The following is a 26,208-nucleotide window of genomic DNA, read 5'->3' as shown; positions in this document are numbered from 1 at the left end:
CGCACGCACGACGGCCCCGGACGGAACCCATCCATGCACATCACTTTGCAGGTGCTGGCGGACGCGCCGGCGCAGATGCTGCCGGCCAGATCCCTGATGGCCTTTACCCTGGCGTCCCACATCATCCTGGTGCCCCTGGGTGTGGCCCTGCCGCTGATCACGCTCATCCTGCACGGCTACGGGCTGCGCCGCGGCGACCGTACGGCCCTGCTGCTGGCGCGCCGCTGGTCGGCGGTGATGGCGGTCCAGTTCGCGATCGGGGTGGTCACCGGCACCGTGCTGTCCTTCGAGTTCGGGCTGCTCTGGCCGGGCCTGATGGGCAGGTGGGGCGATGTCTTCGGCATCGGGTTCGGCGTCGAGGCGTGGGCCTTCTTCCTGGAGGCCGTCCTCATCGCGATCTACCTGTACGGCTGGCGACGCCTCCCGGCCCGGACCCACTTCCTGCTCGCTCTGCCGCTGCCCGCCACGGCCCTGCTCGGCGCCTTCGGGATCCTGGCGGCCAACTCCTGGATGAACACGCCGCGTGGCTTCCGCCTCGACTCCGCGGGCGACCCCGTCGACGTGAACATCTGGAAGGCGATCTTCACGCCGATGTTCGGCCCGCAGTACTGGCACTTCGTCGTGGCGATGCTCGTGACGGCCGGCTACATCGTGGCCGGTGTCTACGCCGTCGGCTGGCTGCGCGGGCGCCGGGACCGCTACCACCGGCTCGGCTTCGCCGTCCCGTTCACGGTCGCCGCGGTGTTCACGCCGGTGCAGTTCATGCTGGGCGACTCCATCGCCCGGCAGGTCTTCCAGAAGCAGCCGGTGAAGTTCGCCGCCATGGAGATCGTCTGGAAGACCGACACGCACATGCCGGAGTACCTGTTCGGCCGGCTGCATCCGGACGGAACCATCTCCGGCGGCATCAAGATTCCGCAACTCGACTCCATCCTCGCCGGTTTCAGCCCCGACACCCGGGTGACCGGGCTCACCTCCGTCCCCGCCGACCAGCGGCCTAACGCCACCCAGGCGACCATCGCCCACTGGGCCTTCGACGCCATGGTCGTCATCGGCTCGCTGCTCGCGGTGCTCGCCCTGTGGTACGCCCTGATCTGGTGGCGGCGGCGCCGACTGCCCGCCTCGCCCTGGTTCTACCGGTGCGCCGCCGTGTCCGGCGTGGCCTCCGTCGTCGCCGTCGAATGCGGCTGGATCACCACGGAGGTGGGGCGCCAGCCGTGGATCGTCTACGAGAACATGCGGGTCGCCGAAGCGGTCACCTCGACCCGGTCCGGCACGCTGTGGACCATGTTCGGCCTGGTCGTCGTCGTGTATGTGTTCATCTTCGGGTCGTTCCTCGCGATCCTGCTGCGGATGCGCACCCGTTGGCGGCTCGCCGACGAGGAGGACAGGGCGGGAACCGGGGCGCGGGCGAGCACGGAGGCGCCCGAGACGGACACCCCCTACGGGCCGCGTCCCCCCGTCCCGTCCGGTGCCGCGCCCTCCGGCGGTGACGGACCGTCCGCGTCCGCGGAGGGCCGGCCGTGATCGCCGATGTCATCGCCGTCGTCCTGCTGCTCGCGATCGCCGCCTACACCTGCGCGGGCGGCACCGACTACGGAGCCGGGTTCTGGGACCTGATCGCGGGCGGAGCGGAGCGCGGCAAGCGGCCCCGGTGGCTGGTCGACCATGCGATGGCGCCCGTGTGGGAGGTCAATAACGTCTGGCTGATCTTCGTACTCGTCATCATGTGGACGGGCTTCCCGGTCCTCTTCCAGCAGTTGTTCCAGTCGATGTGGCTGCCGCTCGCTCTCGCCGTCGTGGGCACGGTCCTGTGCGGCGCGGGGTTCGCGCTGCGCAAGCCCGCCCAGCGGCTGGCCGGACGGCGCCTGTACGGCGCTGTGTTCGCCGTCTCCTCGCTCCTGACCCCGTTCTTCCTCGGCGCCGCGGCGGGCGGTGTGGCGTCGGGTCGGGTGACCGCGGACGCCAAGCCCTCGGACCACGCCTGGGCCCACCCCACCCCGCTGCTGTTCGGCGTGCTCGCCGTGGCGACCACCGCCCTGCTCGGCGCCGTGTTCCTCGCCGCGGACGCCCGGCGCTTCGAAGCACCGGACCTGGACGGCTACTTCCGGCGGCGGGCACTGGCCGCCCTGGCCGCCGTCGCCGCTCTGTCGGTGGTGACCCTGATCGTCGCGCACGACGACGCGGCGCACGTGTGGCACGGACTCACCCACGGGGCGGGACTCGTGTTCGTGATCGTGGCGGCGGTGAGCACCCTGGCCACCGCCTGGCTGCTGATCCGCCCGTCCGGGTCATGGTCGCGGGTCACCGCGGTCGGCGTGGTGGCGTCCGCGGTCATCGCCTGGGGCCTGGCACAGCGGCCGTACCTCGTCCCGACCTCCCTGACCATCGCGCAGGGCGCGGGTGCGGACACGACGCTGCGTTGGCTGGGGGTGGTCACCCTCGTCGCCGTCGTGCTCGTCATGCCCGCGGTCGTCCTCCTGTACTGGCTGGACACCCACGGGGAGTTGGAGGGCCTCACCGACACCGATCTGCGGCTCGGTGCCGGTGACGACGGCTGAGCCCCGCGGCGAAGGGTGAGGGCACCGTGAGCGAGGACGACATCCTGCTGGGGCTCGCCCTGGTCGTGGCCCTCGCCGTCGGCTCCCAGATCCTGGCCGGCCGGCTGCGGATCCCGGCCCTGATCGTGCTCCTGCCGGCCGGGTTCACCGCGGGAGCCCTCACCGACATCGTCCACCCCGACCAGCTCGTCGGAGAGGACTTCTCGTCGCTGGTGTCGCTGTCGGTGGCGCTCATCCTGTACGACGCCGGGCTGGGGCTGGACATGCGTCTGCTCACGGGGGCGACCCGCAACACCGTCATCCGGCTCCTGGTGTTCCAAGTGGTGCTCACCTGGGCGGCGGTGATGGCCGTGGGGCCGGCCCTGTTCGGCGTTCCGGCGGCCGTGGCCAGCATGATCGGGGTGATCCTCGTGGTGTCCGGGCCGACCGTCGTCGGTCCGCTGCTGGAGCACGTCAAGCCGTCGGACAAGGTGCGGCGTGTGCTGGTGTGGGAGGGCTCCCTCATCGACGCCGTCGGCGGCATCCTCGGCGCCGTCGTCTTCCATTCCATCGTCGCCGGCGGCCTGCGGACCGGTCACTTCCGGGTGGGCTCGTTCCTGGGCAGCATCGCCGTCGGTCTGGCGGGCGGCGTGGTCGGGGCCGCGCTCCTGTGGCTCACCCTCCGATTGCTCCGCCTCGGTGAGACCCTCGGCACGCTCGCCCAGCTCGCCGTCGTCGTGGTGGTGGCCGCGTGCTGCGACGCGGTGTACGACGACACCGGACTCATCGCCGCGATCGTCACCGGCCTCGTCGCCGCGAACCTGCCGGGCTTCGACATGCCCGCGCGGCGGCCGTTCTTCGAGACGCTGGTGCAGCTGATCATCGGTCTGCTGTTCGTCGCCATCTCGGCCTCGGTGACGCCCGATTCGCTCGTTCCGGTGCTGCTGCCCACCCTCGTGCTGGTCGCGGCGCTCGTCCTGCTCGTCAGGCCGGTGATCGCGCTGCTGTCCACCCTCAGGACGGACTTCACCGGCCGGGAGCGCGCCCTCATCGGCTGGATGGCCCCGCGCGGCATCGTCGCCGCCTCCACCGCCACGACCTTCTCGGCCGCGCTCACCGACGAGGGTCTGCGGGACGCGGACAAGATCCTCCCGGTCACCTTCCTGGTGATCGTCGGCACGGTCCTCGTCTACGGACTGACCGCGAAGCCCGTGGCCACCAAGCTGGACGTCGTACGCACCGCGCGTTTCCGGCCGTTGCTGCTGGGCGACGACCCGTGGGTCGTGGACCTCGCCCGGGCGCTGCGCACGGCCGGGCTGGACGTGCTGATGTGGGCGGGATCCACCCGGGGGCGGGCCCGGATCGAGGCGGCGGGCATCGAGCAGGCGGCCGGGGAACTCATGGCCGTGGCGACCGATCCGCAAGCCCGCCTGGAAGGCATCACGTCGGTCTTCCTCCTCACGGACGACGACGACTTCAACGCGCTCGTCTCGGTCGTCCTGCGGGACAGCGTCGACGGCCCCGTCTACCGGGTGGGCCCACCGCCGGACACCCGGGGCGTGGTCGCCCCCTACACCTCCGGAGAGATCCTCTTCGGCCGCGAACTCGTCCGCCACACCGTCGCGGACCGCCATGCGCACGGCGCCCGCTTCCACGTACAGCCCGCGTCGGCCCCGTATCCGCCGGGGCACGAGACGCTTTTCGTCGTACGGCCGGACGGGCGCCTGGAGCCGACGACCGAGGCACGGGCGGTCACGGCCGCGGAGGGCGACACGCTCGTGCTGCTCGGGCCCGCGCCGGCACCGCGCGTGGACACGGCCGGTTGAAGCGGGGGCGGCGTCAGGCCCGCTCGAGTGCCTTGTTCAGAGTGATGGCCGCGTCGATGAGGGCGAGATGGGTGAAGGCCTGCGGGAAGTTGCCCAGCTGACGGCCCGTCGGGTCGATCTCCTCCGAGTACAGGCCCAGGTGGTTGGCGTATCCCATCATCTTCTCCAGCACCAGCCGCGCCTTGCCGGTCCGTCCCGCGCGTGCCAGCGCGTCGACGTACATGAACGTGCACAGCGAGAAGGTGCCTTCGGAGCCGCGCAGGCCGTCGGGGGACGCGTCGGGGTTGTAGCGGTAGACGAGGCTGTCGCTGACCAGTTCCTGTTCCATGGCGCCGAGGGTCTTCGTCCACATCGGGTCCTCCGGCGTGATGATCCCGACCGTCGACATGCGCAGCAGCGAGGAGTCGAGGACTTCGCTGCCGTAGTGCTGGACGAAGGCCCCGCGTTCCTCGCTCCAGCCCTTGGCCATGACCTGCTCGTAGCAGTCGTCGCGTGCCCTGCGCCAGCGTTCGGAGGGGCCCGGGCGTCCGTTCGCGTCGGAGAGCCGCAGGGCTCGGTCGAAGGCGACCCAGGACATGACGCGGCCGTAGGTGAAGTCCTGCCGGCCGCCGCGGGTCTCCCACAGTCCCTCCTCCGCCTGGTCCCAGTGGTCGACCAGCCAGTCGAGGTTGGTCAGCAGGGAGTTCCACCCCCGGTGCCCCAGCTGCAGACCGTGCCGGTGCGCGAAGTAGATGCTGTCCAACGCCTCGCCGTAGATGTCCAGCTGGAGCTGCGTGGCGGCGCCGTTGCCGATCCGCACCGGCGCCGATCCCGCGTAGCCCTCCCAGTGGTCGAGGACCTGTTCGTCCAGGTCGGAAGAACCGTCGACCTTGTACATGATGTTCAGCGGACCGGTGTCACCGTGCCGTCCGGCTCGCTCGTTGACCCGGTCGGCGAGCCACAGGATGAACGCCCTTGCCTCGTCGGTGAAACCGAGCCCCAGCAGGGCGTACACCGAGAAGGACGCGTCCCGGATCCAGGTGAACCGGTAGTCCCAGTTGCGTTCCCCGCCCAGTTGCTCCGGCAGTGCGGCCGTCGGGGCGGCCACCACGGCGCCGGTGGGCGCGAACGTCATCAGTTTCAGGGTGATCGCGGAGCGCTCCACGGCTTCGCGCCAGCGTCCCGTGTAGCGGGACTGGCCCAGCCAGTTACGCCAGAACCGCACCGTCTCGTCGAAGAGCTGATGGTATTCGGCCAGTCGCATCTCCCTGGGCGGCCCGTCGGCGCCCCACTCCAGTGCCAGCCCCCGCTCCTGGCCCGCCTCCAGAGTCAGCGTGAAGTGCAGGGCGTCCCGTCGGTCGGCGAGCAGGTCGAGCAAGCGCTCGTCGTCGGCCTCGCGGATGGGGTGCACGGTGAGTGCCGTGCCGTCCTCCGCGGCGAACGCCGCCCCGTGCGTGGTGATGTGCAACCTGTGCGCCTGTCGGCCGTAGTCGAACCGCGGCGCTATCTCGACCTCGAAGGTCATCTTGCCGCGCACGCAGCGGACCATGCGCACCAGGCGGTGACTTTCCGTGACCGTCGCGCCCGTCACCGGCATGAAGTCGAGAACCTCACCGGCTCCCGCCTCCGTCATGAAGCGGGTGACCAGAATGGCCGTGTCGGGAAAGTACAACTGCTTGGTCGCGTAGGCGCCGGTCTGCGGCCGGACCGTGCAGTGCCCGCCCTTGTTCTGGTCCAGCAGTGCCCCGAACACACTGGGCGAGTCGAATCTCGGGGCGCAGAACCAGTCGATGCAGCCGTCGGTCGTCACCAGTGCGGCGGTCTGCAGGTCGCCGAGGAGGCCGTGGTTCTCGATCAGGGGGTAGTCGTCCATCGAGGCCACCTCTCGGCGTGCTTTCACCCGAATGCCCCCCGCCTCAGACTAAGCCGGGGGTCGGAGATCGGCGCGCGGGGATGAGGGCGGCGGGAGTGCGGGGCCGGGCAGGGACCGTCCGGCATGCCCTAGGTCGTGTCCGCGAAGTCCCGTCGCGAGAGCGCGTGCCAGGCGTCGTGGGACGGGCGGGACTTTGCGGACACGGCCTAGCGCCCGGAAGCCGCGGCCCGTCGGGTCGCGCGGTGCCACAGTCGCCGCTGGACACGGAGAGCGAGGACACCGACGGCCACGAGGACGACCACATTGAGCAGCAGCTGGACGAACGAGCCCCAGACGTGGTCCCAGTCCCCGAAAGCCAGCGAGACCGCCATGTCCGAGGCGGCGGGGATGGTCGTGACGGAGATGAAGACACCCAGCAGGGCACTGCCGCGCGCCTCGGTCAGCGAGACGATTCCTACGATGCCGGCGAGAAAGGCCACGGCGACGGAGAAGAAGTTCGGCGTCCCGATGAGGTTGGACACGGGCCGCAGACCCAGGTCGAAGGCTTCCGACTGAAGGCCGAAGCCCCGGGCCACCGCGGCGAATCCCAAGGTGGCCACGATCGCCAGGGAGAACCCGACCACCAGCGCACGCACCCCCTCGCGGACCCTGCGCCGGCTACGGCGGTCGAGGCCGAGGGCGACGCTGGTGATGGCGTTGTACTCGGGGCCGACGACCATGGCCGCCACGATGAGGATCTGAGAGTTCGTCATGATGCCGACCGAGCCGATGATCCCGGCGATGACCAGGAACAGGTAGAAGGACGGCCGGTAGGTTCCCTCCGCGCGGATGCGCGCCTCGACGCCGGCCCACAACGGCGCGTGGACGAGCGCGCTCGGCTGGTCGGCTTCGAGTTGCTCGGCCTGCTGCGAGAACATCACGTCGATGCCGTCCACGGCGATCGACCCGGCACGGTCGACGCCCAGTTCGCGCAGCTGACTCAGCACGTCGTTGGCGACGCCCTGCACCACGTCGCACTCCACCGCGTCGCCCTCGGGGATCTGGCTCGACCTCACGACGACGAGATTGAGCACGCTGCCGTGCGAGGTGAGCAGGCCGACGGCCGGCCGGGTGAGGGCGGCCGGCATCACCATACGGAAGTGGACCAGTTCCATCCGGGTCTCCTGTGAGCGGGAAGCGGTAGGCCCGCTATCCGTCCGGCTCGGCCACCGCTCGCAGCGCCGCTGCCACGACCTGCTCCCGGGGTGCGCCGGCGTCGATGGTGACGCCCGGCTCGTCGTCCTGAAGCGGCTCCAGGATCGCGAACTGGGAGTCCAGCAGCCCAGGCGGCATGAAGTGCCCCTTCCTGGCGGCGATCCGCTCCGCCGCCAACCGATGATCCAGAGCCAGGTGGATGAAGCACACGTGCGCGCCCTCGCCCGCGCTCCGCAACTCGTCCCGGTAGCGGCGCTTGAGTGAGGAACACGCGACCACGCCACCGCCCCCGTGTGACACGACCGACCGGATCCACTGGCAGAGGGCCGCCAGCCAGGGCCGGCGGTCGGCGTCGTCGAGGGGGTGCCCGGCGGCCATCTTGGCGATCTCGGCCGCGGAGTGCAGTTCGTCGCCCTCCAGGAAGGGCACGCCGAGCTGCTGGGCCAGCCGCGTCCCGACGGTGGACTTCCCGGACGCCGACACGCCCATGACGATCACGACCTGAGGGCCGTCGGGCTTCGCGGTCAAGCTCCCTCCCTGAGGTGACGGTGGAGCGCTCCGGTAGGCCCACTATCGCCCCGGACCCGGCGAGCCGCCGCGCGAGAGGTCCTTCCGGGACGTCCGGGGCGTCCGGGCGGTCCGGGAGCTCCGGGACGGCCGGGCGGTCAACTTGCCAGCTCGTAGACGCTCTTTCCCGTCAGCCACAGGCCGATCGCGATGCTGCCGAGCACGATGGCCTGATGTGCGTGGTCCGCCATCCAGGTGCGCAGGCTCAGCAGGCGGCGCCGGGCCGATGCCGGTTTCAGTACGACGTACAGCTCGACGGCAAGCAGGCCGGCGGTCGCGACGATGCAGAACGCGATCAGCTCCACCCATGTCGTGCCGTGGGAGGTGTCGGCCTCCACCACGGTCACGGCGCCCGCCGCGACGAGTCCCCACGGCTGGAGGAGGACGGCCAGCGCCGCCGCCGGCCAGAGCGAGCCGCGGTCCATCCGGGTGGCCAGGAAGGAGGACGACTTGCCGCGCGACGGCGAGACTGCGGCGTCGTCGGGCGTGGCCTTCGATGTGCGGTCGTGGCCGGGTCGTCGGTGCCGGTGTCGGTGGAGGCCGTACCCGATCAGCGACACCCCGATGAGGAGCTTGGCCGCGAGGTTCGCCGTGGACGGAGGCGACCTGGGAGCCGGGGGCTGCCCGCCGGTCAGCGTCAGGACCAGGGCGATCACCGCGACGAAGCACGCCATCCAGCCCGCGATGAAGGCGAGCCCTGTCCGTACCCCCCTGCCGGATGCCACCACCAGCACGAACGCCATGAGCGGAAGGGGGTCGAGCGTGATGGCGAGGGCGATGAGCAGCAGGTCCACGACCATGGGCGATCCCATCAGGCGCCGTACGGCACGAGCGTAGGCACGGCCGTGCTCCGCCGCATCTCTTGACCGGCGTCCCCGGCGTCCGCGTACGCGCCTCTTGGCGGGCGACGGAGTGCCGTTGCCCGCTCGGTCGCGCAATCTGGAGTCCGGGAAGGAGCGGCGCGATGGAGACTTCCGCACGGGTGGCGACGGCGGAGCGGGTCAGCACACCATGCCCGGGCTACCCGCGCGCCGGTGACTGATGCCGCGCGGCGGCAGGGGCGTCCCGGCCGGCGGCCCCCGGCGGATACGCTCGCTGCTGCACGCGTCCTGGTGGCGTGGTCGTACCCGGAAACTGACTGCCTGGCTGAAGGCAGTCCACGCGCGCGTGGAGACCCGCTTCCCGGTGGTCACGGGGCTCGTGGACCGCATGGTGTCGGTGAACATCTTCGACTCCGCCACCCGCATCGCGGCGCAGTGCTTCCTGACCGCCGTTCCCCTGGTGTTCGTGCTGAGTGCGTACGCGCCGCCGGCGGTGCAGGAACAGGTCACCTCGGCGGTCAGTGCCGTCTTCGGTCTGAACGGGCAGGCGAAGGGGCAGTTGGAGCAGGCGTTCCAACCCCCGAGCGACGATCTGCGCCAGGCGACCGGCGTGGTCGGCGCACTCATGGTGCTGCTGTCGGCCACCGCCGTCAGTCGCGCGGTGCAGCGCCTGTGCAGACGGGCCTGGCTGCTGCCCCGGTCAGGGGCGAAGGTCGCTCCGTGGCGGTGGCTCGCGTGGATCGTCCTGTGGCTCGGCGCGCTGGTCGGGCAGGGGCTGCTGCACAACCGCGGCGGCCTCGGGGCGGGACTGGGAATCCCGGCCATCCTGATCGCGGAGACGGTCCTGTGGTGGTGGACCCAGCACCTTCTGCTCGGCGGCGGCATCCGCTGGTCACCCCTGTTGCCGGGTGCGGTCATCACGGCGATCGCGGTCAGCGCGTTGTCCCTGACCGCGCACTTCTACATGCCACGGGCGCTCAATCGGGCACTGGCGGACTACGGTTCCGCGGGTCCGGTCTTCGTGCTGCTGTCCTGGCTGATCATCGTGTGCGTGGCGGTCGCGGTAGGCCTGAGCACGGGGGCCGTCCTGTCCCAGGAGCCGTTTCTGCGGCGCCGCCTCGGCACGCCGACGTCGCCGCCCGGCACGGCACAGGACGCCTGATCCACATGCCGTCACGCCAGGTCGGGCTTAGCGTTCTGAACATGGGCGTTGGGTGGTGCGCCGCATGAGCGGGTCCGGTGAGCAGCCGGAGGTGGCTGATCCGCTCGGTGAGGCCTTGGCGACGGCTGTGCGTCGCACCGGCGCCAGGTCCGGGGGTGTCTACGCGCTGGACCCGGCCGAGACCACCATGGGTCTGCTCGCACTGTGCGGTCTCCCGGTAGACGCCTTCGCACCGTGGTGGCGGATGTCGTTCGCCATCCGCGGCCCGGCCCAGGATGCGGTTCGCCACGAGCAGCTCGTCTGGGTGAGTTCCCTGGAGGCGCTGGCCCGTGAGTACCCGCGCGCCGCGGCGACCATCCCTTACCAGGTCGCCTTCGCGATCGTCCCGCTGAAGCAGATCCGGCACTGCCGGGGTGCGCTGCTGCTGATCTGGGCCCCGGACCGGTCCCCCCGCCTGAGCCGCCGCGAGCGCGGCCGCATCGCCGTCAGCGCACGCCGTATCGCGCGCGTTCTGGACGCGGAGGCCGTCGCTCCGGTCATTCCGGACCGGCCCCGTTTCGTCCATCCGCACCGTGCGGAGCCGAGGCCCCAGTCCGAGGTCGCGGCGGCCGACCTCGTGGAGCGCCTTCCCCTCGGCACTCTCGCCCTCGACCTGGGCGGACGCATCACCTACGTGAACACCGCAGCCGCCCGTCTGCTGGGCAGACCGGCGAAGCAACTGCTGGGAACCGAGCCTTGGCAGGCACTTCCGTGGCTCGACAACATCGCGTACATGGACGCGTACCGCACTGCCATGAGCAGCCGGGAGCACCTCGCCCTCACCGTCCTGCGCCCACCGGACCAGTGGCTGGACCTGCGCCTGCACACGGACGACAGCGGCACCAGCATCCTCATCACCCCCGACCAGTCGTCCAAGCCCCTCGGTATCCAGCCCGCCTCCCCCGCCAGCACTCCGCCGGCGAGCCGGATCCATCTGCTGATGGCTCTGACAGCGGCACTGACGGAGGCCGTCGGTGTCCAGGACGTCGTGGACCTGATCGCCGACCAGATCCTGCCTGCCTTCGGCGCCCACGGCATGATCATGTCGGCCGCGGACGCCGGCCGGATCCAGATCATCGGTTCCCGTGGCTACGACCCCGCTCTCATCGAGCAGTTCGACGGACTGCCCACCGACGCCGACCTGACGCCGGCCGGACGCGCCCTGGCCACGGGTGCGTCCCTGTTCTTCGCCAACCGCGGCGAACTCGCCCGCCTCTACCCGAGGGCACCGCAGATCAGCGACAAGCACGCCTGGGCCTTCCTGCCGCTGCTCAGTTCCGGTCGCCCCATCGGCTGCCTGATCCTCGCCTACAACCGGCCCCACACCTTCACCGCCGCCGAACGGTCCATCCTCACGCCCCTCGCCGGTCTCATCGCCCAGGCCCTGGACCGTGCGCGCCTCTACGACGCCAAGCACAACCTCGCCCACGCCCTGCAGCAGACCCTCCTGCCGCACGCTCTGCCGACCGTGGCCGGTCTGGAGGTCGCCGCCCGCTACCTTCCCGCCAGCCAGGGTGTGAACATCGGCGGCGACTTCTACGACCTCATCCGTCTGACCAGCACCACCGCCGCGGCCGTCATCGGCGACGTGCAGGGCCACGACATGACGGCAGCGGCCCTCATGGGCCAGGTCCGCATGGCCGTGCACGCCCATGCCACGGCCGGCGCCGCCCCCGACCAGGTCCTCGCCCGCACCGACCGCGACCTCGCCGACCTGCACGCCAGCCGCTTCGTATCCTGCCTGTACGCCCACCTCGACCTCGCCCGCCACCAGGTGACCCTGGCCAGCGCGGGGCACCCTCCGCCGCTCCTGCGCCACCCCGACAACCGGGCCCATCCCGTCGACGTCCGCCCGGGCCCTCCGCTCGGCCTCGGCTTCGGCACCCCCTCCTACCCGCTCACCACCCTGCCCCTGGGCCCGGAGACGCTCCTCGCCCTCTATACCGACGGCCTCGTGGAAGTCCCCGGCACCGACATCACCCAGACCATCGCCGACCTCGCACAGCACCTCAGCGAGTCGAGCGATCTGCCCCTGCACCAACTCGTGGACCGCCTGGTCCGCCACACCCGCCACACCAACCGTCACACCGACGACATCGCTCTGCTCCTGCTTCAGCCCAACCGTCTGGCGGACGCGTGAGGGCACTCCCGATCCGCTCTCCGCGCGCGGGACGGGGTGCGGGGTGCGAGCGTGGAGGTGAGGTACGGCCCCCAACGGGCCGTCGGTTGCACGCGGGACGGAGCGGGACGGCATGGCTCGTGCGATCTGGACAGGGGTGATCACGTTCGGGCTGGCCAGCGTGCCGGTCGGCCTGTACACCGCCACCGAGGACCACACCGTCCACTTCCACCAGTTGCAGCGCGGCACCGCGGACCGGATCCGCAACCGGCGGGTCAACGAGCGCACCGGCAAGGAAGTGGACGGCAAGGACATCGTCAAGGCCTTCGAGGCCGCCGAGGGCGAGTACATCGTGATCGACCCCGACGAGCTGGACGAGATCGCGCCGGGCCGCTCGAAGGCAATCGAGATCTCGGACTTCGTCGACCTGGCCGACATGGAGCCCGTGTACTTCGCCCGCACGTACTACGTCGCCCCGCGCGGCAAGGAGCACCTGAAGGTGTACGAGCTGCTGCGCGCGGCGCTGGCCGAGGCGGACAAGGCGGGGATCGCGACCTTCGTGATGCGCGGCAGGCAGTACCTGACCGCGTTGCGCGCGGCCGACCAGGTCCTTGTCCTGCAGACCCTGCACTGGGCCGACGAGGTCCGCGACCCGGGCAGCGAACTGCCCGAGCTGCCCTCCGGCCGGGCCGGCCGCGGCAAGGAGCTGGACATGGCGTTGCAGCTGGTCGACGCGCTGAGCGCCGAATGGGAGCCGGCCCGCTACCACGACACCTATCAGGAGAAGGTGCGCGAGCTGGTCAGGGCGAAGGCCGAGGGCAGGGACATCGCCGTCGCCGAGGAGGCCCCCGAGGCGACCAACGTCGTCGACCTGATGGACGTCCTCCAGCACAGCCTCGACCAGGCCCGCTCCCCCGGGGGTGGCGCCAGGAAAGAGCGCAAGAAGAAGTCGGCCGCCGACCGTCCCGCGCAGAAGAGCGAGCTGCGGCGGATGAGCAAGCCGGAGCTCTACCAGCAGGCCTCCGACCAGAACGTCCCGGGCCGCTCGAAGATGACCCGTGACCAGCTGATCGACGCCCTCGCCCGGTCGGGGCGCCGAGGGAAGAAGAAGGCCGCCTGACCGACCGAGGAGCCCGTGCAGGCGAGGCTGTGGTCGTGGTCGCCCCCGCTCAGTGCCCCCACTCGTCCGGGCCGCCGCCCCGCCATTCGATGAGCCCGGACTGCCGTACGTACTCGGGATCGGCGTCCTCGATCCCCGCCAGGCTCAGGAACTCGGCCACGTCCAGGAGCCCGTACGCCATGCCCAGGAACCGGGTGTCCGCACGCACCCGCCGGCCGCCGTCCTCGGCGGGCGGATAGATGACGATGGGCTGCGCACCTGCCATAGCACCAGGGTGCGATGCGGTGCGCCCGGGCGCATGCGGGGCGGGCGCGTCCGGCCTCAGGGAGTCGACGCGGTGCGTCGCTCATGGCGGGAGCGTGCCAAGTGATGGGCCGCACGCAGCAGCTCACGGGTTGCCGCTGCGGTGCGCGGGCCCGGGTTCACCACCGCCAGCCAGCCGGCGGCGCCGTAGACGGGGTGGGCGATCACGGTGTCGGCGGCGCTGGGATCGACCTCGCGGGCGGCCGGCTCGCGGGGCGCGTGACCGGTCCATCGGACGAACGCTTCCTTCCCGGCGTTGATGTTCACGCGGAAGGTGTCCGCCCGGTCCAGACGGGAGGCCTCGTCGCCGGGGTAGTTCTTGGTCACGATCGTCGCGAACGGCTGGGTCGTGGTCGGGGGCACCCGATCGGGCGCGTAGAAGAAGAACGTGTCGCCCCAGCTGATCTCCGGTGTGCCGTCGCCGGGCGCCGGCCTGAGAGTCAGCACGCCGTCCAGTCCGTCCACGAAGCTGATGATCTCGTCCATGGTCATGTGCTCTAGCGTTGCACTGAAGTGCTTGTGGAGACTTCGAGGCGGAAACAGAGGACCTTCAGGGTGGCAAGTCTCAAATCAGGTGTTCTGCGCACCGCCGATGTCGCGCGGCGCTGCGGGTACTCCGTTCAACAGGTGCGCAATCTCGAACGCGACGGTGTCCTTCCGCCGGCGACGCGCACCGCCACGGGCTACCGGATCTACGGGGACCCGCATGTGCAGTCGGCGCTGGCCTACCGTGCCCTCGCTGCGGGCGTGGGTCCGACCGAGGCCAAGAGGATCGTCCGGGCCGTCCACCGCACCCCCGCCTCGCAGGCACTGGCCCTGCTCGACGCGGCCCACGCCCGACTCGACACGGAGCGCAGGGAACTGAGGCTGGCCCAGGAGGCGGCCCGGGCCATCGCCGGTGAACCGATCGAGGACGTACGGGCGTCGGACTCGATGAGCGTTTCCGACCTCGCCGCCGCTCTCGGCGTCCGTCCTTCGACGCTGCGGCACTGGGATGCGGAGGAACTCGTCGTCCCGAACCGCGACCCCGCGCGTGGCACACGCCGGTACACACCCGCCCAGGTCCGGGATGCGCGGATCGTGCATCAGCTGCGCAAGGCCGGTTACCGCATCGCACCCCTGCGGGCCCTCGTGCCGGAGCTGCGAGGCGCCCACCGCTCGGAGGACGTCACGTCCGCGCTGGCCGCCAGGGAGGCCGGCATCGCCACGCGCTCCAGAGCACTGCTCGACGGAGCCGTCGCGCTCAGTGCCGTCCTCACCATGATTGAGGCTTCGGCGGACCACACCGACTTCGGCAGAAACGACCGAGAGGACCAGCACCCGTGAGTGAATGGCAGCTGACCGAGACATTCCGCAGCACGTCGGGCGAGATCCGCTGGGGCAGCCTCGGGCAACCCGGCCAGGATCCGGTCGTCCTCCTCCACGGCACGCCCTTCTCGTCGTACGTCTGGCGCGCCGTCGCCCGCGCGCTCGCCCGTCGCCACCAGGTGTTCGTGTGGGACATGCCCGGCTACGGGGAATCAGAGATGTCGGCCGACCAGGATGTCTCCCTGGCAACCCAGGGCAGGGTCTTCACCGAGCTCCTGGCGCACTGGAAGCTCGACGAACCTCTGGTGGTCGCGCACGACTTCGGCGGAGCCGTGTCCCTGCGGGCACACCTGCTGCACGGAGCCCGCTACCGCGCGCTCGCCCTGGTCGACCCGGTGGCGCTGGCCCCGTGGGGCTCCCCGTTCTTCCGTCTCGTCGGCGAGCACTGCGACGTCTTCGACCAACTGCCGCCCGCTCTGCACCGCGCACTGGTGCGCGAGTACGTCAGCTCGGCCAGCAGCCCCGGCCTGCACCCTGCCGTCCTCGACCGGCTCACCCTGCCCTGGCTCGGCGATGTCGGCCAACCGGCCTTCTACCGGCAGATCGCACAGGCCGACCAGCGCTACACCGACGAGGTCCAGGAGCGCTACGGCGAGATCGGCTTCCCGACCCTGGTCTGCTGGGGCGCGGACGACACCTGGATCCCCCTGGCGAAGGGCCACGAGCTGGCCGCCCGGATCCCCGGCGCGCGGCTGGAGCCGATCGCCGGCGCAGGCCACCTGGTCCAGGAGGACGCGCCTGCCGAACTCACGGCCCTGCTCATGGCTTTCCTCCAGGAACGGACAGGCTGACACCCTTCGGGAACAGTCAGACTGACGCCGTGCCGGCGGCAGGGGCACGGCCCGGCGGAGAAGTCCGCGAGACCGTGCCCCTGCACCACCGGCCCTGGAGGCCGCTCAGGCGAGTTCGACGAGGAGGTCGCCGCCCTCGACCTGCTGAATGGGATTGATGGCGAGCCTGGCCACCTTGCCGGACTTCGCGGCGGTGATCGAGGCCTCCATCTTCATCGCCTCGATGGTGGCCACCGTGTCGCCGGCCGTCACCTCGTCACCTTCGGCGACCGTGAGGGTCACCACGCCGGCGAACGGTGCCGCGACATGGCCGGGGTTGGCACGGTCGGCCTTCTCCGTGACCGGGGCGTCGGAGGCCGCCGCCCTGTCGCGGACCTGGATCGGCCGCAGTTGGCCGTTCAGGGTGGACATCACGGTCCGCATGCCGCGCTCGTCCGCGTCGCCGACGGCCTGCAACTCGATCAGCAGCCGGACACCGCGTTCGAGGTCGACGGAGTACTCCTTGCCGGGGCGCAGCCCGTAGAAGAAGTCCTTGCTGTCGAGGACGCTGGTGTCGCCGTACGTGTCGCGGTGCGTGTCGAACTCGCGGGTCGGGCCCGGGAACAGCAGCCGGTTCAGCGTCGACCGCCGGTCCTTCGCCAGGCCCTCGCGGTCGTCGGCGTTCAGCTCCTGGACCGGCTTGGCCTCGGCGCGGCCCTGCAACGCCTTCGTGCGGAACGGCTCGGGCCAGCCGCCGGGCGGGGTGCCCAGCTCGCCGCGCAGGAACCCGATGACGGAGTCGGGGATGTCGAACCTGGCAGGCTCCGCCTCGAAGTCCTTCGGGGACACGCCCGCGCCCACGAGGTGCAGGGCCAGGTCGCCGACCACCTTCGACGACGGGGTGACCTTGACCAGGTGGCCGAGCATCCGGTCGGCGGCGCCGTACATCGCCTCGATCTCCTCGAAGCGGTCGCCCAGGCCCAGCGCGACCGCCTGGGTGCGCAGGTTGGAGAGCTGGCCGCCGGGGATCTCGTGGTGGTAGACGCGGCCGGTCGGCGAGGCCAGACCCGCCTCGAAGGGGGCGTAGACCTTGCGGACGCTCTCCCAGTACGGCTCCAGGTCGCCGACGGCCTGGAGGTCGAGGCCGGTGGGGCGGTCGGAGTGGTCGGTCGCGGCCACGATCGCCGACAGGGACGGCTGGGAGGTGGTGCCCGCCATGGACGCCACCGCGCCGTCCACCGCGTCCGCGCCGGCCTGGATGGCGGCGAGGTAGGTGGCGAGCTGCCCGCCGGCGGTGTCGTGGGTGTGGACGTGGACGGGCAGGTCGAACTCCCTGCGCAGGGCCGACACCAGCGTCGCCGCGGCCGGGGCGCGCAGCAGGCCCGCCATGTCCTTGACGGCCAGTACGTGCGCGCCCGCCTCGACGATCTGCTCGGCCAGACGCAGGTAGTAGTCCAGCGTGTACAGACGCTCCGACGGGTCGGACAGGTCGGAGGTGTAGCACAGGGCCACCTCGGCGACGGCCGTCCCTGTGTCCCGTACGGCGTCGATGGCGGGCCGCATCTGGGCGACGTCGTTGAGGGCGTCGAAGATGCGGAAGATGTCGATGCCGGTGGCTGCCGCCTCGTGCACGAAGGCGTCGGTCACCTCGGTGGGATACGGCGTGTAGCCCACGGTGTTGCGGCCGCGCAGCAGCATCTGCAGGCAGATGTTCGGCGCGGCTTCCCGCAGGGCCGCCAGGCGCTCCCACGGGTCCTCGGCCAGGAAGCGCAGGGCGACGTCGTAGGTCGCGCCGCCCCAGCACTCCAGGGACAGCAGCTGGGGCAGGGTGCGCGCCACCACGGGAGCGACGGCGAGCATGTCCTTGGTGCGCACGCGCGTGGCGAGCAGCGACTGGTGGGCGTCGCGGAACGTGGTGTCGGTGACGCCGATGGTCGGGGACGCGCGCAGCCAGCGTGCGAAGCCCTCCGGGCCGAGTTCGGCGAGCCGCTGCCGGGACCCGGCCGGCGGCTCACCGGCCGGCAGCTCGGGCAGCTTGGTCAACGGCTCCAGCAGGTCGGGCCGTTCGCCGTGCGGCTTGTTCACGGTGACGTCGGCCAGGTAGGTCAGCAGCTTGGTGCCGCGGTCGGCGGAGTGGCGGGCGGTGAGCAGGTGCGGGCGCTGCTCGATGAACGACGTGGTGACCCGGCCGGCCTGGAAGTCGGCGTCGTCCAGCACCGCTTGCAGGAAGGGGATGTTGGTGGCCACGCCGCGGATGCGGAACTCGGCCACGGCGCGCCGGGCACGGCCCACCGCGGTGTTGAAGTCCCGGCCCCGGCAGGTGAGTTTGACCAGCATGGAGTCGAAGTGGGCGCTGATGTCCGTACCGGCGTGGGTGGTGCCGCCGTCGAGGCGGATGCCCGAGCCGCCCGGCGAGCGGTAGGCGCTGATGCGGCCGGTGTCCGGGCGGAACCCGTTGGCGGGGTCCTCGGTGGTGATACGGCACTGCAGCGCGGCGCCGCGCAGCGTGACGGTCTCCTGGGCGAGGCCGAGGTCGGTGAGGGTCTCGCCGGCGGCGATGCGCAGCTGTGACTGCACCAGGTCGACGTCGGTGACCTCCTCGGTCACGGTGTGCTCGACCTGGATGCGCGGGTTCATCTCGATGAAGACGTGGTTGCCGTCGCGGTCGAGGAGGAACTCCACGGTGCCGGCGTTGCGGTAGCCGATCTGGCGGGCGAACCGCACGGCGTCGGCGCAGATCCGGTCGCGCAGCTCCGGGTCGAGGTTCGGCGCGGGCGCCAGCTCGATCACCTTCTGGTGGCGGCGCTGCACCGAACAGTCCCGCTCGAACAGGTGGATCACGTTGCCCTGTCCGTCGGCGAGGATCTGCACCTCGATGTGGCGGGGCTCGACGACCGCCTTCTCCAGGAACACCGTGGGATCGCCGAACGCGGACGCCGCCTCACGGGACGCCGCCTCGATGGACTCCCGCAGCTGGGCGGGATCCTCCACGCGGCGCATGCCGCGGCCGCCGCCACCCGCGACCGCCTTGACGAACACGGGGAAGCCGACGTCGTCGGCCGCGCGAACCAATTCATCGACGTCGTTGGAGGGCGCGGACGAGCCGAGCACGGGTACGCCGGCCTCGCGGGCGGCGGCCACCGCGCGGGCCTTGTTCCCGGTCAGTTCCAGGATGTCCGCGCTCGGTCCGACGAAGGTGATGCCCGCTTCCTCGCAGGCCCGGGCCAGATCGGGGTTCTCGGACAGGAATCCGTACCCCGGGTACACGGCGTCCGCTCCCGCGCGGCGTGCCGCCCGGACGATCTCCTCCACGGAGAGATACGCCCGTACCGGGTGTCCGGGCTGGCCGATCTCGTAGGCCTCGTCGGCCTTGAGCCGGTGCAGGGAGTTGCGGTCCTCGTGCGGGAAGACGGCGACGGTGCGCGCGCCCAGCTCATAGCCTGCGCGGAACGCACGAATCGCGATCTCCCCGCGGTTGGCGACCAGCACCTTGCGGAACATTCTTGATCCCTTCAGCCTTGCGGTGACGGAGCACCCATGGTGTCGGCGGCGCCTCTTTCACGCCATGTGAGCCGGGCCACTCTCGATCTCCACCCTCACCTGCCCAGGTTCGGCAACCTGTCACAGCGCACCGACGACCCCCGAGCGGCCGGACGGGCCTACGCTGTCCTTGAGCCTCCTGTGGTCAAGGGTGGCGTCGGTCCGTCGCGGACCCCGGGCCGCGGTGGGCCGGTGTCGGGTGAGCGAGGTGCCCCTATGACCAGCGCCAGTCCCTACGGTGCGCATGCGCACGAAGCGGTCGGCGAAACCCCCGACCGGCGCATGTCCGCGGTGGGACACCCAGGGGTGTTCCAGGATCTGCTGCCGCTGGCCCTGTGGGTTGCCGATGCCGAGGGGCGCGTGGCGCAGTGGTCGCTCGCCGCCCACGACCTGCTCGGTCACACCCCGGAGCAGGTGGTGGGTCAGGACGTCAACCGTGTGCTCGTCCCCGAGGAGAACCGCGACCTGGCCGAGCGGCTCACCCGGACCGTGCAGGGGGGCGCGGCGGTCGTCGCCCGGCTACCGGTCCGGCATCGGGACGGGCATCTGGTCGACATGGACATGTGGATCTGCCCGATCGCGGACGGGCGGCGGACGGGCGTGATGGCCATCGCGGCGGAGACGACCGCCGTGGAGCAGATGCGCGATGCGCTGGCGGCTCTGGAGGGGCTGTTCACCCAGTCCCCGATCGGCTTGGCCATGCTCGGTTCCGACCTGCGTTTCCTGCGGGTGAACCAGGCGCTGGCCCGTGTGGACGGCGTACCGGTGGCGGAGCACGTCGGCAGGCGCGTGAGCGAGGTCGCCCCCGGCACCGAGGTGCTGGAGTCGGTGATGCGGCAGGTCCTGGACCGGGGTGAGGCGGTGGTGGACTTCCGCTACTCCGCTGTCAGCACGAAGCAGCCGGACCTGCTGCGGACGTGGTCCTGCTCCTACGCGCCCTTGCTCGATGGCGCCGGCCGGCGGATCGGACTGATCGCTTCGGTGATCGACGTCACGGAGGGACAGCGCGCCCACCTGGAGGCGGAGCGGGCGCGTCGGCGGCTCGCGCTGCTGGCGGAGGCGGGCACGCAGATGGGTTCCACGCTGGATCTGCGGCAGACGGCGCAGGAGGTGGTCCGCGTGCTGGTGCCCCGGCTGGCCGACTCGGCCGACGTGCAGTTGCTGGAGGAGGCGGTGGCCCCGGACGAGACCGCGGCATCGGCGCACGGCGTGGTGCGCCGTGCGGCGGCGTCCTTCACCGATCCGGCGGCGCCGGTCGACGAACTCGCCGTCGGCATGACCCAGCAGGTCCCGCAGGGGTCGGTGTACGAGCAGGTCATCACGGCGGGCCGGCCCATGAACCTGTCCCGGTCCGACATCGGCCCCATGATCATCGCCCCGGGCGCCGACCGGCTGCGCTCCTACCTGCGCACCCATGTGGGCGCGGCGCGCCTGATCCCGCTGGTGGCCCGCGGCAGCGTGCTCGGCGCGGTCATCGTCACCCGGACCCGGCATCGCGGGCCGTTCGACGACCAGGACACGCTGCTGATCGACGAACTGGTCGCCCGGGCGGCGCTGAACATCGACAACGCGCGCATGTACAGCCGGGAGCGCGACGCGGCCCTCACCCTGCAGCGCAGCCTGATGAACCCCGTCCTGCCTCCCGTCGACGGACTGGAACTCGCCGGGCGCTATCTGCCGGCCGGTGACCACGAGGTCGGCGGCGACTGGTTCGACGCCATCGCCCTGTCGGACGGCCGGACCGCCCTGGTGATCGGGGACGTGATGGGGCACGGCATCCACGCGGCGGCGGTCATGGGGCAGCTGCGCACGGCGATCCGGACCCTGGCCCGCCAGGAGCCCGCGCCCGACCAGGTGCTGCCCGCCCTGGACGCCGTGGTGGCGGATCTGGGCGACAACGAGATGGCCACGTGCCTGTACGCCGTTCACGATCCGCGGACCGGCCTGTGTCTGATCGCCAGGGCGGGTCACCCGCCGCCCGTGGTCGCCGACGGGCGCGGAACGGTCACCTTCCTGGACTGCCCGGCGGGCCCGCCCCTCGGCGTCGGCCGAATGGACTGCGAGGTCCAGCAGGTGGTCCTCCCCGCGCACGGGCTTCTGGTGATGTACACCGACGGCCTGATCGAGACCCGCGGCACGGACCTCGACCAGGGCATGCACCGTCTGGCACAGGCACTGCGGGAGCCGGGCCGCCCACTGGCGAAGATCTGCGACGGCCTCCTGGCCCACGTCATGCCCGAGGGCGCCGACGACGACGTGGCGGTTCTCCTGGCCCGGGCTCTGCCGCGATGACCTTGCCCGCCGGACCTTGAGGAGCAGTTTCTGAGGCACGGTGTGCCCGTACACCCGATACTGGGACTGAGCCGCTGCCAGGCATGCCGAACGGTAGGAGCGCCCCGGGGCCGCAGTACGGCCCCGCGAACGGCGCGGGACGGGTGGGCGATGCACGACACACCCCCGACGACGCTCAGCGAGAGCCCGGAGGATCCGTTCTCGATCCACCAGTCCGCCTCCGCCGTTGTGGACAGGGGGGGTCGGGTCGTCGCCTGGAGCGAGCAGGCCACCAAGCTGCTCGGATACCGGGCCGACGAGGTGCTGGGCCGGCAGGTCCGCGAGGTCCTGATCGACAGCGGGGACGAGTCCGTGATCGCCGAGGCGACGCACGCGTGCCTGCGGGAGGGCGGCTGGTTCGGGCTGCTGCCGCTACGGCACCGCGCGGGCGACCGCGTGTACGTGGGGTTCAGGGCCCGGTGCGTGCAACGGCTGGACTCCAGCGTCGAGTGGCTTCTCGTCGGCTCGCGCGCCGAGGACGTCATCCAGTGGGAGATCGACAGGGGCGTGCTGGACGGCCTCTTCAGCCGGTCCCCCGTGGGTGTCGTGGTTCTCGGGCCGGACCTGCGCGTGCTGCGGATGAACCGGGCGGTCGCAAGGTTCGGCGGACTGCCGCCGGAGGCGTACCGCGGGCGACGCGCGGGCGAGTTCCTCCTCGGTGCGGACGCGGACCTCGCCGAGGAGAAGCTGCGGTCGGTCCTGGAGACGGGCAGGCCCGTGATCTTCGCCGAGCAACCGGCACGGCTGCTGAGCGACACCCGCAAGGAACTGTTCATCTCCATCTCCGCCTTCCGGATGCAGGACCCGTCCGGAAGGGTGCTGGGCGTCACCGAGATCGTCGAGGACGTCACCGACCGCCACCGGGCCCGTCGCCGGCTCGCGCTGCTCAACGAGGCCGGCGCCAGGATCGGCAGCACCCTGGATGTGGCCACGACGGCACGTGAGCTGGCCGAGTCGGCGGTTCCCGAACTCGCCGACGCGCTCTCGGTGGATCTGCTGGAGCCCGTGACGCGCGGCGAGGAGCCCGCACCCGACGCCACGGGCCCGCTGCGCAGGATGGCGGCGCACAGCATCCAGCCCGGGGTCCGGCAGGTGATGTATCCCGTCGGCAAACTGTTCTCCTTCCCCGAGGACACGGCGCCGTCACGGTGCCTGGCCGAACGGCGTCCGGTCCTCGAGCCCCTCGTGGAGGGCAATCGCGGATGGTTCGCCGCCGAGCCGGAACGGACCGCGAAGGCGCTCGCGATGGGTGTCCACTCCTTGATGGTGGTGCCGCTGACCGCGCGCGGTGTCATCCTCGGCCTGGTCTGCCTGTGGCGCTCCCAGCGGCCGGAGCCCTTCGAGGAGGACGACCTCACCCTGGCGGAGGAGTTCGCCGCCAGAGCCGCGGTCTGCATCGACAACGCCCGCCGCTACACCCAGCAGCACCAGGCCGCGGAAACCCTCCAGCGCAGCCTGCTGCCGAGTGAGGTGCCCGAGCACCCGGCGGTCGAGACAGCCCACCGCTATCTGCCCGCGCAGGCCTCCGCCGGGGTCGGCGGCGACTGGTTCGACGTCATTCCGCTGTCGGGGCTGCGCGTCGCGCTGGTCGTCGGCGACGTGGTCGGCCACGGCATGCACGCCTCGGCGACCATGGGCCGGATGCGCGCGGCCGTGCGCACCTTGGCGCACCTCGACCTGGCTCCGGACGAGGTCCTCGCCCGGCTCGACGACCTGGTGGACCAGCTGGCCACCGAACAGCAGCAGATCGATGCGAACATGCCCCAGATCCTGGGCGCGACATGCCTGTACGCGATCTACGACCCCGTCTCCCGGCACTGCGCCATGGCCCGCGCGGGTCACCCGCCGCCGACGGTGCTGGGGCCGGACTGCCAGGTCCGCCCGCTCGACCTGCCCGCCGGACCGCCGCTCGGCCTCGGCGGGCTGCCGTTCGAGACGGCCGAGCTGGAACTGGAGGAGGGCAGCCTGATCGCTCTGTACAGCGACGGTCTCCTCCTGGCCGACGATCGCGACATCGACCAGGGCCTGGCCCTGCTGCGTGCCGCGCTGTCCGGTCCGGCCCAGTCGCTGGAGCACATGTGCAAGGCGGTGGAGGACGCGATGCTGCCCGACCGGTCCGCCGACGACGTCACGCTGCTGCTGGGCCGGACCCGGGTGCTGGCGGTGGAGCAGGTGGCCACCTGGGAGCTGTCGGCCGAGGCCACCGCCGCCGCGCGGGCCCGGGCACTGGTCACGGACCGGCTGACCGAGTGGGGGCTGGAGGAGTGCGCGTTCGCCACCGAGCTCATCGTGAGCGAGCTGGTCACGAACGCCTACCGCTACGCAGGCGGCCCGGTCGTGCTCCGGCTGATCCGCGACGGCCAGCTGATCTGCGAGGTCTCCGACAGCAGCAGCACCTCGCCGCACCTGCGCCAGGCCAGCAGCACCGACGAGGGCGGCCGCGGCCTGTTCCTGGTGGCCCAGCTGGCCGAACGGTGGGGCACACGCTACGGCCGCAACTCCAAGACCATCTGGGCCGAGCAGCCGCTGCCGGAACCCCCCGCGGAGACAGAAGGCTGACCTGCCACAACGGGCCACCGCCGGCGTGGGAGGCGCTGCGGCTCAGGTCTCACCGAGGATTCCGGGCAGCTCGTCCATCCACTCCAGGACGGCCTCCTCGTAGCGCAGCCCGAAGGCGAGGGTCGCCCGCTGATACGCGTCGAGTCCGCCGGCCGCGGTGCGCTCCCGGTAGCCGGCCAGCCGGCTCTCGTGCAGGGCTCGGTGCTCGGCGACGAACTCCAGCAGCCGCTCCCGCTCCACGGCCGAACCGAACGCGATGGTGAGCAGCAGCGGGTAGCGGATCTGCTCGGTGCCCGGCGGGCGGGTGACCCACTCGGCGAACGCCGCACGACCTTCCTCGGTGAGCCGGTAGGGCTGCCGTGCCCGCGGCCCGGCCGGTCCGGCACACACGAGGCCGCGGTCCGCCAGCGTCGCCAGCTCCCGGTACACCTGACTGCGGGTCAGGGTCCAGAAGTCGCCGATCAGTTCCTCGGCGAGCTTGACCAGTTCATAGCCGCTGGCCTCGCCCGCGTGCAGGAATCCCAGCAGCGAGGCCGCGGACGCGTTGAGTTCGGTACCGGGCATGAGCCTTCCCTTGACATTCCACTGTGGACTGTGGTCGCCTTGATGACACATACAATAGTCCACTGTGGACTGTGAGGTGATCCGCATGAACACGGAGAAGGGGTACGCGGCAGGGTTCCGCACCCTCGACACCGAGGTCAGCGACCGGAAACTGCCCGTGGAGGGCACCCTGCCGACGTGGCTGCGCGGCAGTCTGCTGCGCAACGGCCCGGCACGCTTCGAGGCCGGGAGCGGGGCCGCCGGCAGGGCGTTCCGCCACTGGTTCGACGGCCAGGCCATGCTGCACCGCTTCGCCTTCGCCGACGGCCGGGTCACCTACACGAACAGGTTCGTCGACACACCCAGCAGCAGGGCCGCACGCGAGTCGGGCCGGATCGCCTATCCGGAGTTCGCCACCGACCCGTGCCGCTCCCTGTTCGCCCGCTTCTTCAGCGTCTTCTCGCGTCCGGAAGTGGCGAACACCAACGTCAGCGTGGCCCGTTTCGGCGAGCGCTTCGTGGCGCTGACCGAGACACCGCTGCCGGTGGAGTTCGACCCCGACACGCTCGCGACCGCCGGTGTCGTCGGCTACGAGGACGCGCTGAAGGGCCAGCTGACCACCGCCCACCCGCACCAGGACCCCGGCACCGGCGATCTGGTGAACCAGCTGACTCACTTCGCGCGGCGCAGCGAGTACCGCGTCCACCGCCAGCCGACGACGGGCACGAAACGCGAGCTGATCGGCCGCCACCCGGTCACCAGGCCCGGGTACATGCACAGCTTCGCGATCACCGGCCGGTACGTCGTCCTGGCCGAGTTCCCGCTCACCGTGAACCCGCTCAGCCTGATCCTCAGCGGCCGGCCGTTCATCGAGAACTACCGCTGGGATCCCGAGCGAGGCACCCGCTTCATCGTCTTCGACCAGCGCGAGGGCGGCGTGCGCGGGGTGTACGAGACGACGGCGTGCTTCGCCTTCCATCACATCAACGCCTGGGAGGACGAGGACCGCGACGGTGACCTGGTGCTCGATCTGTGCGCCTATTCCGACGCCTCGGTGATCGACGCGCTCTACCTGGACCGGCTGCGGGCCGGCGGGGGCGTTCCGGTCTCGTATCCCACCCGCTTCCGCATCGGTCTGCGCACCGGACGCGTCGAGACGGAGCGGCTGGCGGAGGAGTCCATGGAGCTGCCGCGCATCGCCTACGAGCGGCACAACGGGCGCGACTACCGGTACGCGTACGGCGTGAGCTCCCTCGACGGCCGCGAGGACGACTTCATCAACCAGCTCGTCAAGGTCGACACCCGGACGGGCGCGACCCTGACCTGGCACGAGGAGGGCTGCTATCCCGGCGAGCCGGTCTTCGTCCCCGCCCCGGACGCGGCCGACGAGGACGACGGTGTACTGCTGTCCCTGGTCCTCGACTCCGCGAACGGCTCGTCGTCCCTGCTGGTCCTGTCCGCCCGGACGCTGGACGTACTGGCCCGGGCACAGGCCCCGCACATCGTGCCGTACGGCTTCCACGGCCTGTTCACCGGCCGCGCCTGACTCCCGGC

Annotated in this window: 19 protein-coding genes; 11 read left to right on the top strand and 8 right to left on the bottom strand. The window is 71.3% G+C overall.

Annotation, left to right across the window (positions count from 1 at the left end; genetic code table 11):
- Positions 1-33 precede the first annotated feature (33 nt).
- From ACZ7L5_RS18365 to ACZ7L5_RS18355, 3 genes are read left to right on the top strand one after another with little or no spacing between them, the layout of a single operon-like run.
- Positions 34-1,527: a cytochrome ubiquinol oxidase subunit I gene (locus ACZ7L5_RS18365; RefSeq protein WP_471517763.1), complete on the top strand. Its 1,494-nt coding sequence runs from the start codon at positions 34-36 to the stop codon at positions 1,525-1,527.
- The gene (locus tag ACZ7L5_RS18360; RefSeq protein WP_471517760.1) at positions 1,524-2,561 is read left to right on the top strand and encodes a cytochrome d ubiquinol oxidase subunit II; all 1,038 of its coding nucleotides are present in this window, start codon (positions 1,524-1,526) and stop codon (positions 2,559-2,561) included. The genes ACZ7L5_RS18365 and ACZ7L5_RS18360 overlap by 4 nt, the downstream gene beginning before the upstream one ends.
- A gap of 26 nt (positions 2,562-2,587) precedes the next feature.
- Positions 2,588-4,366, top strand: coding sequence for a cation:proton antiporter (locus ACZ7L5_RS18355; RefSeq protein ID WP_471517758.1), 1,779 nt, complete (start codon positions 2,588-2,590; stop codon positions 4,364-4,366).
- A gap of 13 nt (positions 4,367-4,379) precedes the next feature.
- Here ACZ7L5_RS18355 and ACZ7L5_RS18350 read toward each other — a convergent pair whose 3' ends face one another.
- The 4 genes from ACZ7L5_RS18350 to ACZ7L5_RS18335 all read right to left on the bottom strand — a co-directional run bounded on the left by ACZ7L5_RS18350 (position 4,380) and on the right by ACZ7L5_RS18335 (position 8,779).
- Positions 4,380-6,245: a glycoside hydrolase family 15 protein gene (locus ACZ7L5_RS18350; protein WP_471517756.1), complete on the bottom strand. Its 1,866-nt coding sequence runs from the start codon at positions 6,243-6,245 to the stop codon at positions 4,380-4,382.
- 179 nt (positions 6,246-6,424) lie between these two features.
- Entirely contained in the window at positions 6,425-7,372 is a 948-nt protein-coding gene (locus ACZ7L5_RS18345) for a DUF389 domain-containing protein (protein WP_471517754.1), read from the bottom strand.
- Between the two features lie 34 nt (positions 7,373-7,406).
- Complete coding sequence (locus tag ACZ7L5_RS18340; protein WP_471518122.1) at positions 7,407-7,901, bottom strand: gluconokinase; 495 nt, start codon at positions 7,899-7,901, stop codon at positions 7,407-7,409.
- 176 nt (positions 7,902-8,077) lie between these two features.
- The gene (locus ACZ7L5_RS18335; RefSeq protein WP_471517752.1) at positions 8,078-8,779 is read right to left on the bottom strand and encodes a GAP family protein; all 702 of its coding nucleotides are present in this window, start codon (positions 8,777-8,779) and stop codon (positions 8,078-8,080) included.
- A 367-nt stretch (positions 8,780-9,146) separates the two neighbouring features.
- Here ACZ7L5_RS18335 and ACZ7L5_RS18330 point away from each other — a divergent pair, with 367 nt between their 5' ends.
- The 3 genes from ACZ7L5_RS18330 to ku all read left to right on the top strand — a co-directional run bounded on the left by ACZ7L5_RS18330 (position 9,147) and on the right by ku (position 13,240).
- A complete protein-coding gene (locus ACZ7L5_RS18330; protein ID WP_471517751.1) occupies positions 9,147-9,962 on the top strand; it encodes a YhjD/YihY/BrkB family envelope integrity protein in 816 nt (271 codons plus the stop codon).
- 64 nt (positions 9,963-10,026) lie between these two features.
- Positions 10,027-12,141 (top strand): SpoIIE family protein phosphatase, encoded by a 2,115-nt coding sequence (locus tag ACZ7L5_RS18325; protein ID WP_471517749.1) that lies wholly within the window; start codon positions 10,027-10,029, stop codon positions 12,139-12,141.
- A 112-nt stretch (positions 12,142-12,253) separates the two neighbouring features.
- Positions 12,254-13,240: a non-homologous end joining protein Ku gene (gene ku / locus ACZ7L5_RS18320; RefSeq protein WP_471517747.1), complete on the top strand. Its 987-nt coding sequence runs from the start codon at positions 12,254-12,256 to the stop codon at positions 13,238-13,240.
- A 49-nt stretch (positions 13,241-13,289) separates the two neighbouring features.
- Here the strand turns inward: ku and ACZ7L5_RS18315 are convergent, their stop codons facing one another.
- A complete protein-coding gene (locus ACZ7L5_RS18315; RefSeq protein ID WP_362386279.1) occupies positions 13,290-13,505 on the bottom strand; it encodes a hypothetical protein in 216 nt (71 codons plus the stop codon).
- A 56-nt stretch (positions 13,506-13,561) separates the two neighbouring features.
- Positions 13,562-14,035 carry a DUF6194 family protein gene (locus tag ACZ7L5_RS18310; protein ID WP_471517745.1) on the bottom strand — a complete coding sequence of 158 codons (474 nt, stop codon included), beginning with the start codon at positions 14,033-14,035 and terminating at the stop codon, positions 13,562-13,564.
- A gap of 21 nt (positions 14,036-14,056) precedes the next feature.
- On the opposite strand from ACZ7L5_RS18310, the gene ACZ7L5_RS18305 reads away from it, so the two are divergent.
- Both ACZ7L5_RS18305 and ACZ7L5_RS18300 read left to right on the top strand, forming a co-directional pair.
- Entirely contained in the window at positions 14,057-14,869 is an 813-nt protein-coding gene (locus ACZ7L5_RS18305) for a MerR family transcriptional regulator (protein WP_471517743.1), read from the top strand.
- Positions 14,866-15,702 (top strand): alpha/beta fold hydrolase, encoded by an 837-nt coding sequence (locus tag ACZ7L5_RS18300; protein ID WP_471517741.1) that lies wholly within the window; start codon positions 14,866-14,868, stop codon positions 15,700-15,702. Before ACZ7L5_RS18305 ends, ACZ7L5_RS18300 begins: the two co-directional genes overlap by 4 nt.
- Before the next feature lie 105 nt (positions 15,703-15,807).
- On the opposite strand, the gene ACZ7L5_RS18295 is transcribed toward ACZ7L5_RS18300, so the two are convergent.
- Positions 15,808-19,182: a pyruvate carboxylase gene (locus ACZ7L5_RS18295; RefSeq protein WP_471517739.1), complete on the bottom strand. Its 3,375-nt coding sequence runs from the start codon at positions 19,180-19,182 to the stop codon at positions 15,808-15,810.
- Between the two features lie 255 nt (positions 19,183-19,437).
- Here ACZ7L5_RS18295 and ACZ7L5_RS18290 point away from each other — a divergent pair, with 255 nt between their 5' ends.
- Positions 19,438-21,513 (top strand): SpoIIE family protein phosphatase, encoded by a 2,076-nt coding sequence (locus ACZ7L5_RS18290; protein ID WP_471517737.1) that lies wholly within the window; start codon positions 19,438-19,440, stop codon positions 21,511-21,513.
- A gap of 150 nt (positions 21,514-21,663) precedes the next feature.
- Positions 21,664-24,111 carry a SpoIIE family protein phosphatase gene (locus ACZ7L5_RS18285; protein WP_471517735.1) on the top strand — a complete coding sequence of 816 codons (2,448 nt, stop codon included), beginning with the start codon at positions 21,664-21,666 and terminating at the stop codon, positions 24,109-24,111.
- Between the two features lie 42 nt (positions 24,112-24,153).
- On the opposite strand, the gene ACZ7L5_RS18280 is transcribed toward ACZ7L5_RS18285, so the two are convergent.
- Complete coding sequence (locus ACZ7L5_RS18280; RefSeq protein WP_471517733.1) at positions 24,154-24,675, bottom strand: PadR family transcriptional regulator; 522 nt, start codon at positions 24,673-24,675, stop codon at positions 24,154-24,156.
- A gap of 85 nt (positions 24,676-24,760) precedes the next feature.
- Here ACZ7L5_RS18280 and ACZ7L5_RS18275 point away from each other — a divergent pair, with 85 nt between their 5' ends.
- Positions 24,761-26,200 carry a carotenoid oxygenase family protein gene (locus ACZ7L5_RS18275; RefSeq protein WP_471517731.1) on the top strand — a complete coding sequence of 480 codons (1,440 nt, stop codon included), beginning with the start codon at positions 24,761-24,763 and terminating at the stop codon, positions 26,198-26,200.
- The last annotated feature ends 8 nt before the right edge of the window (positions 26,201-26,208 follow it).

The sequence above is a fragment of the Streptomyces sp. NPDC107528 genome (assembly GCF_055639295.1).
This window is presented reverse-complemented; position numbering and strand designations above follow the sequence as displayed.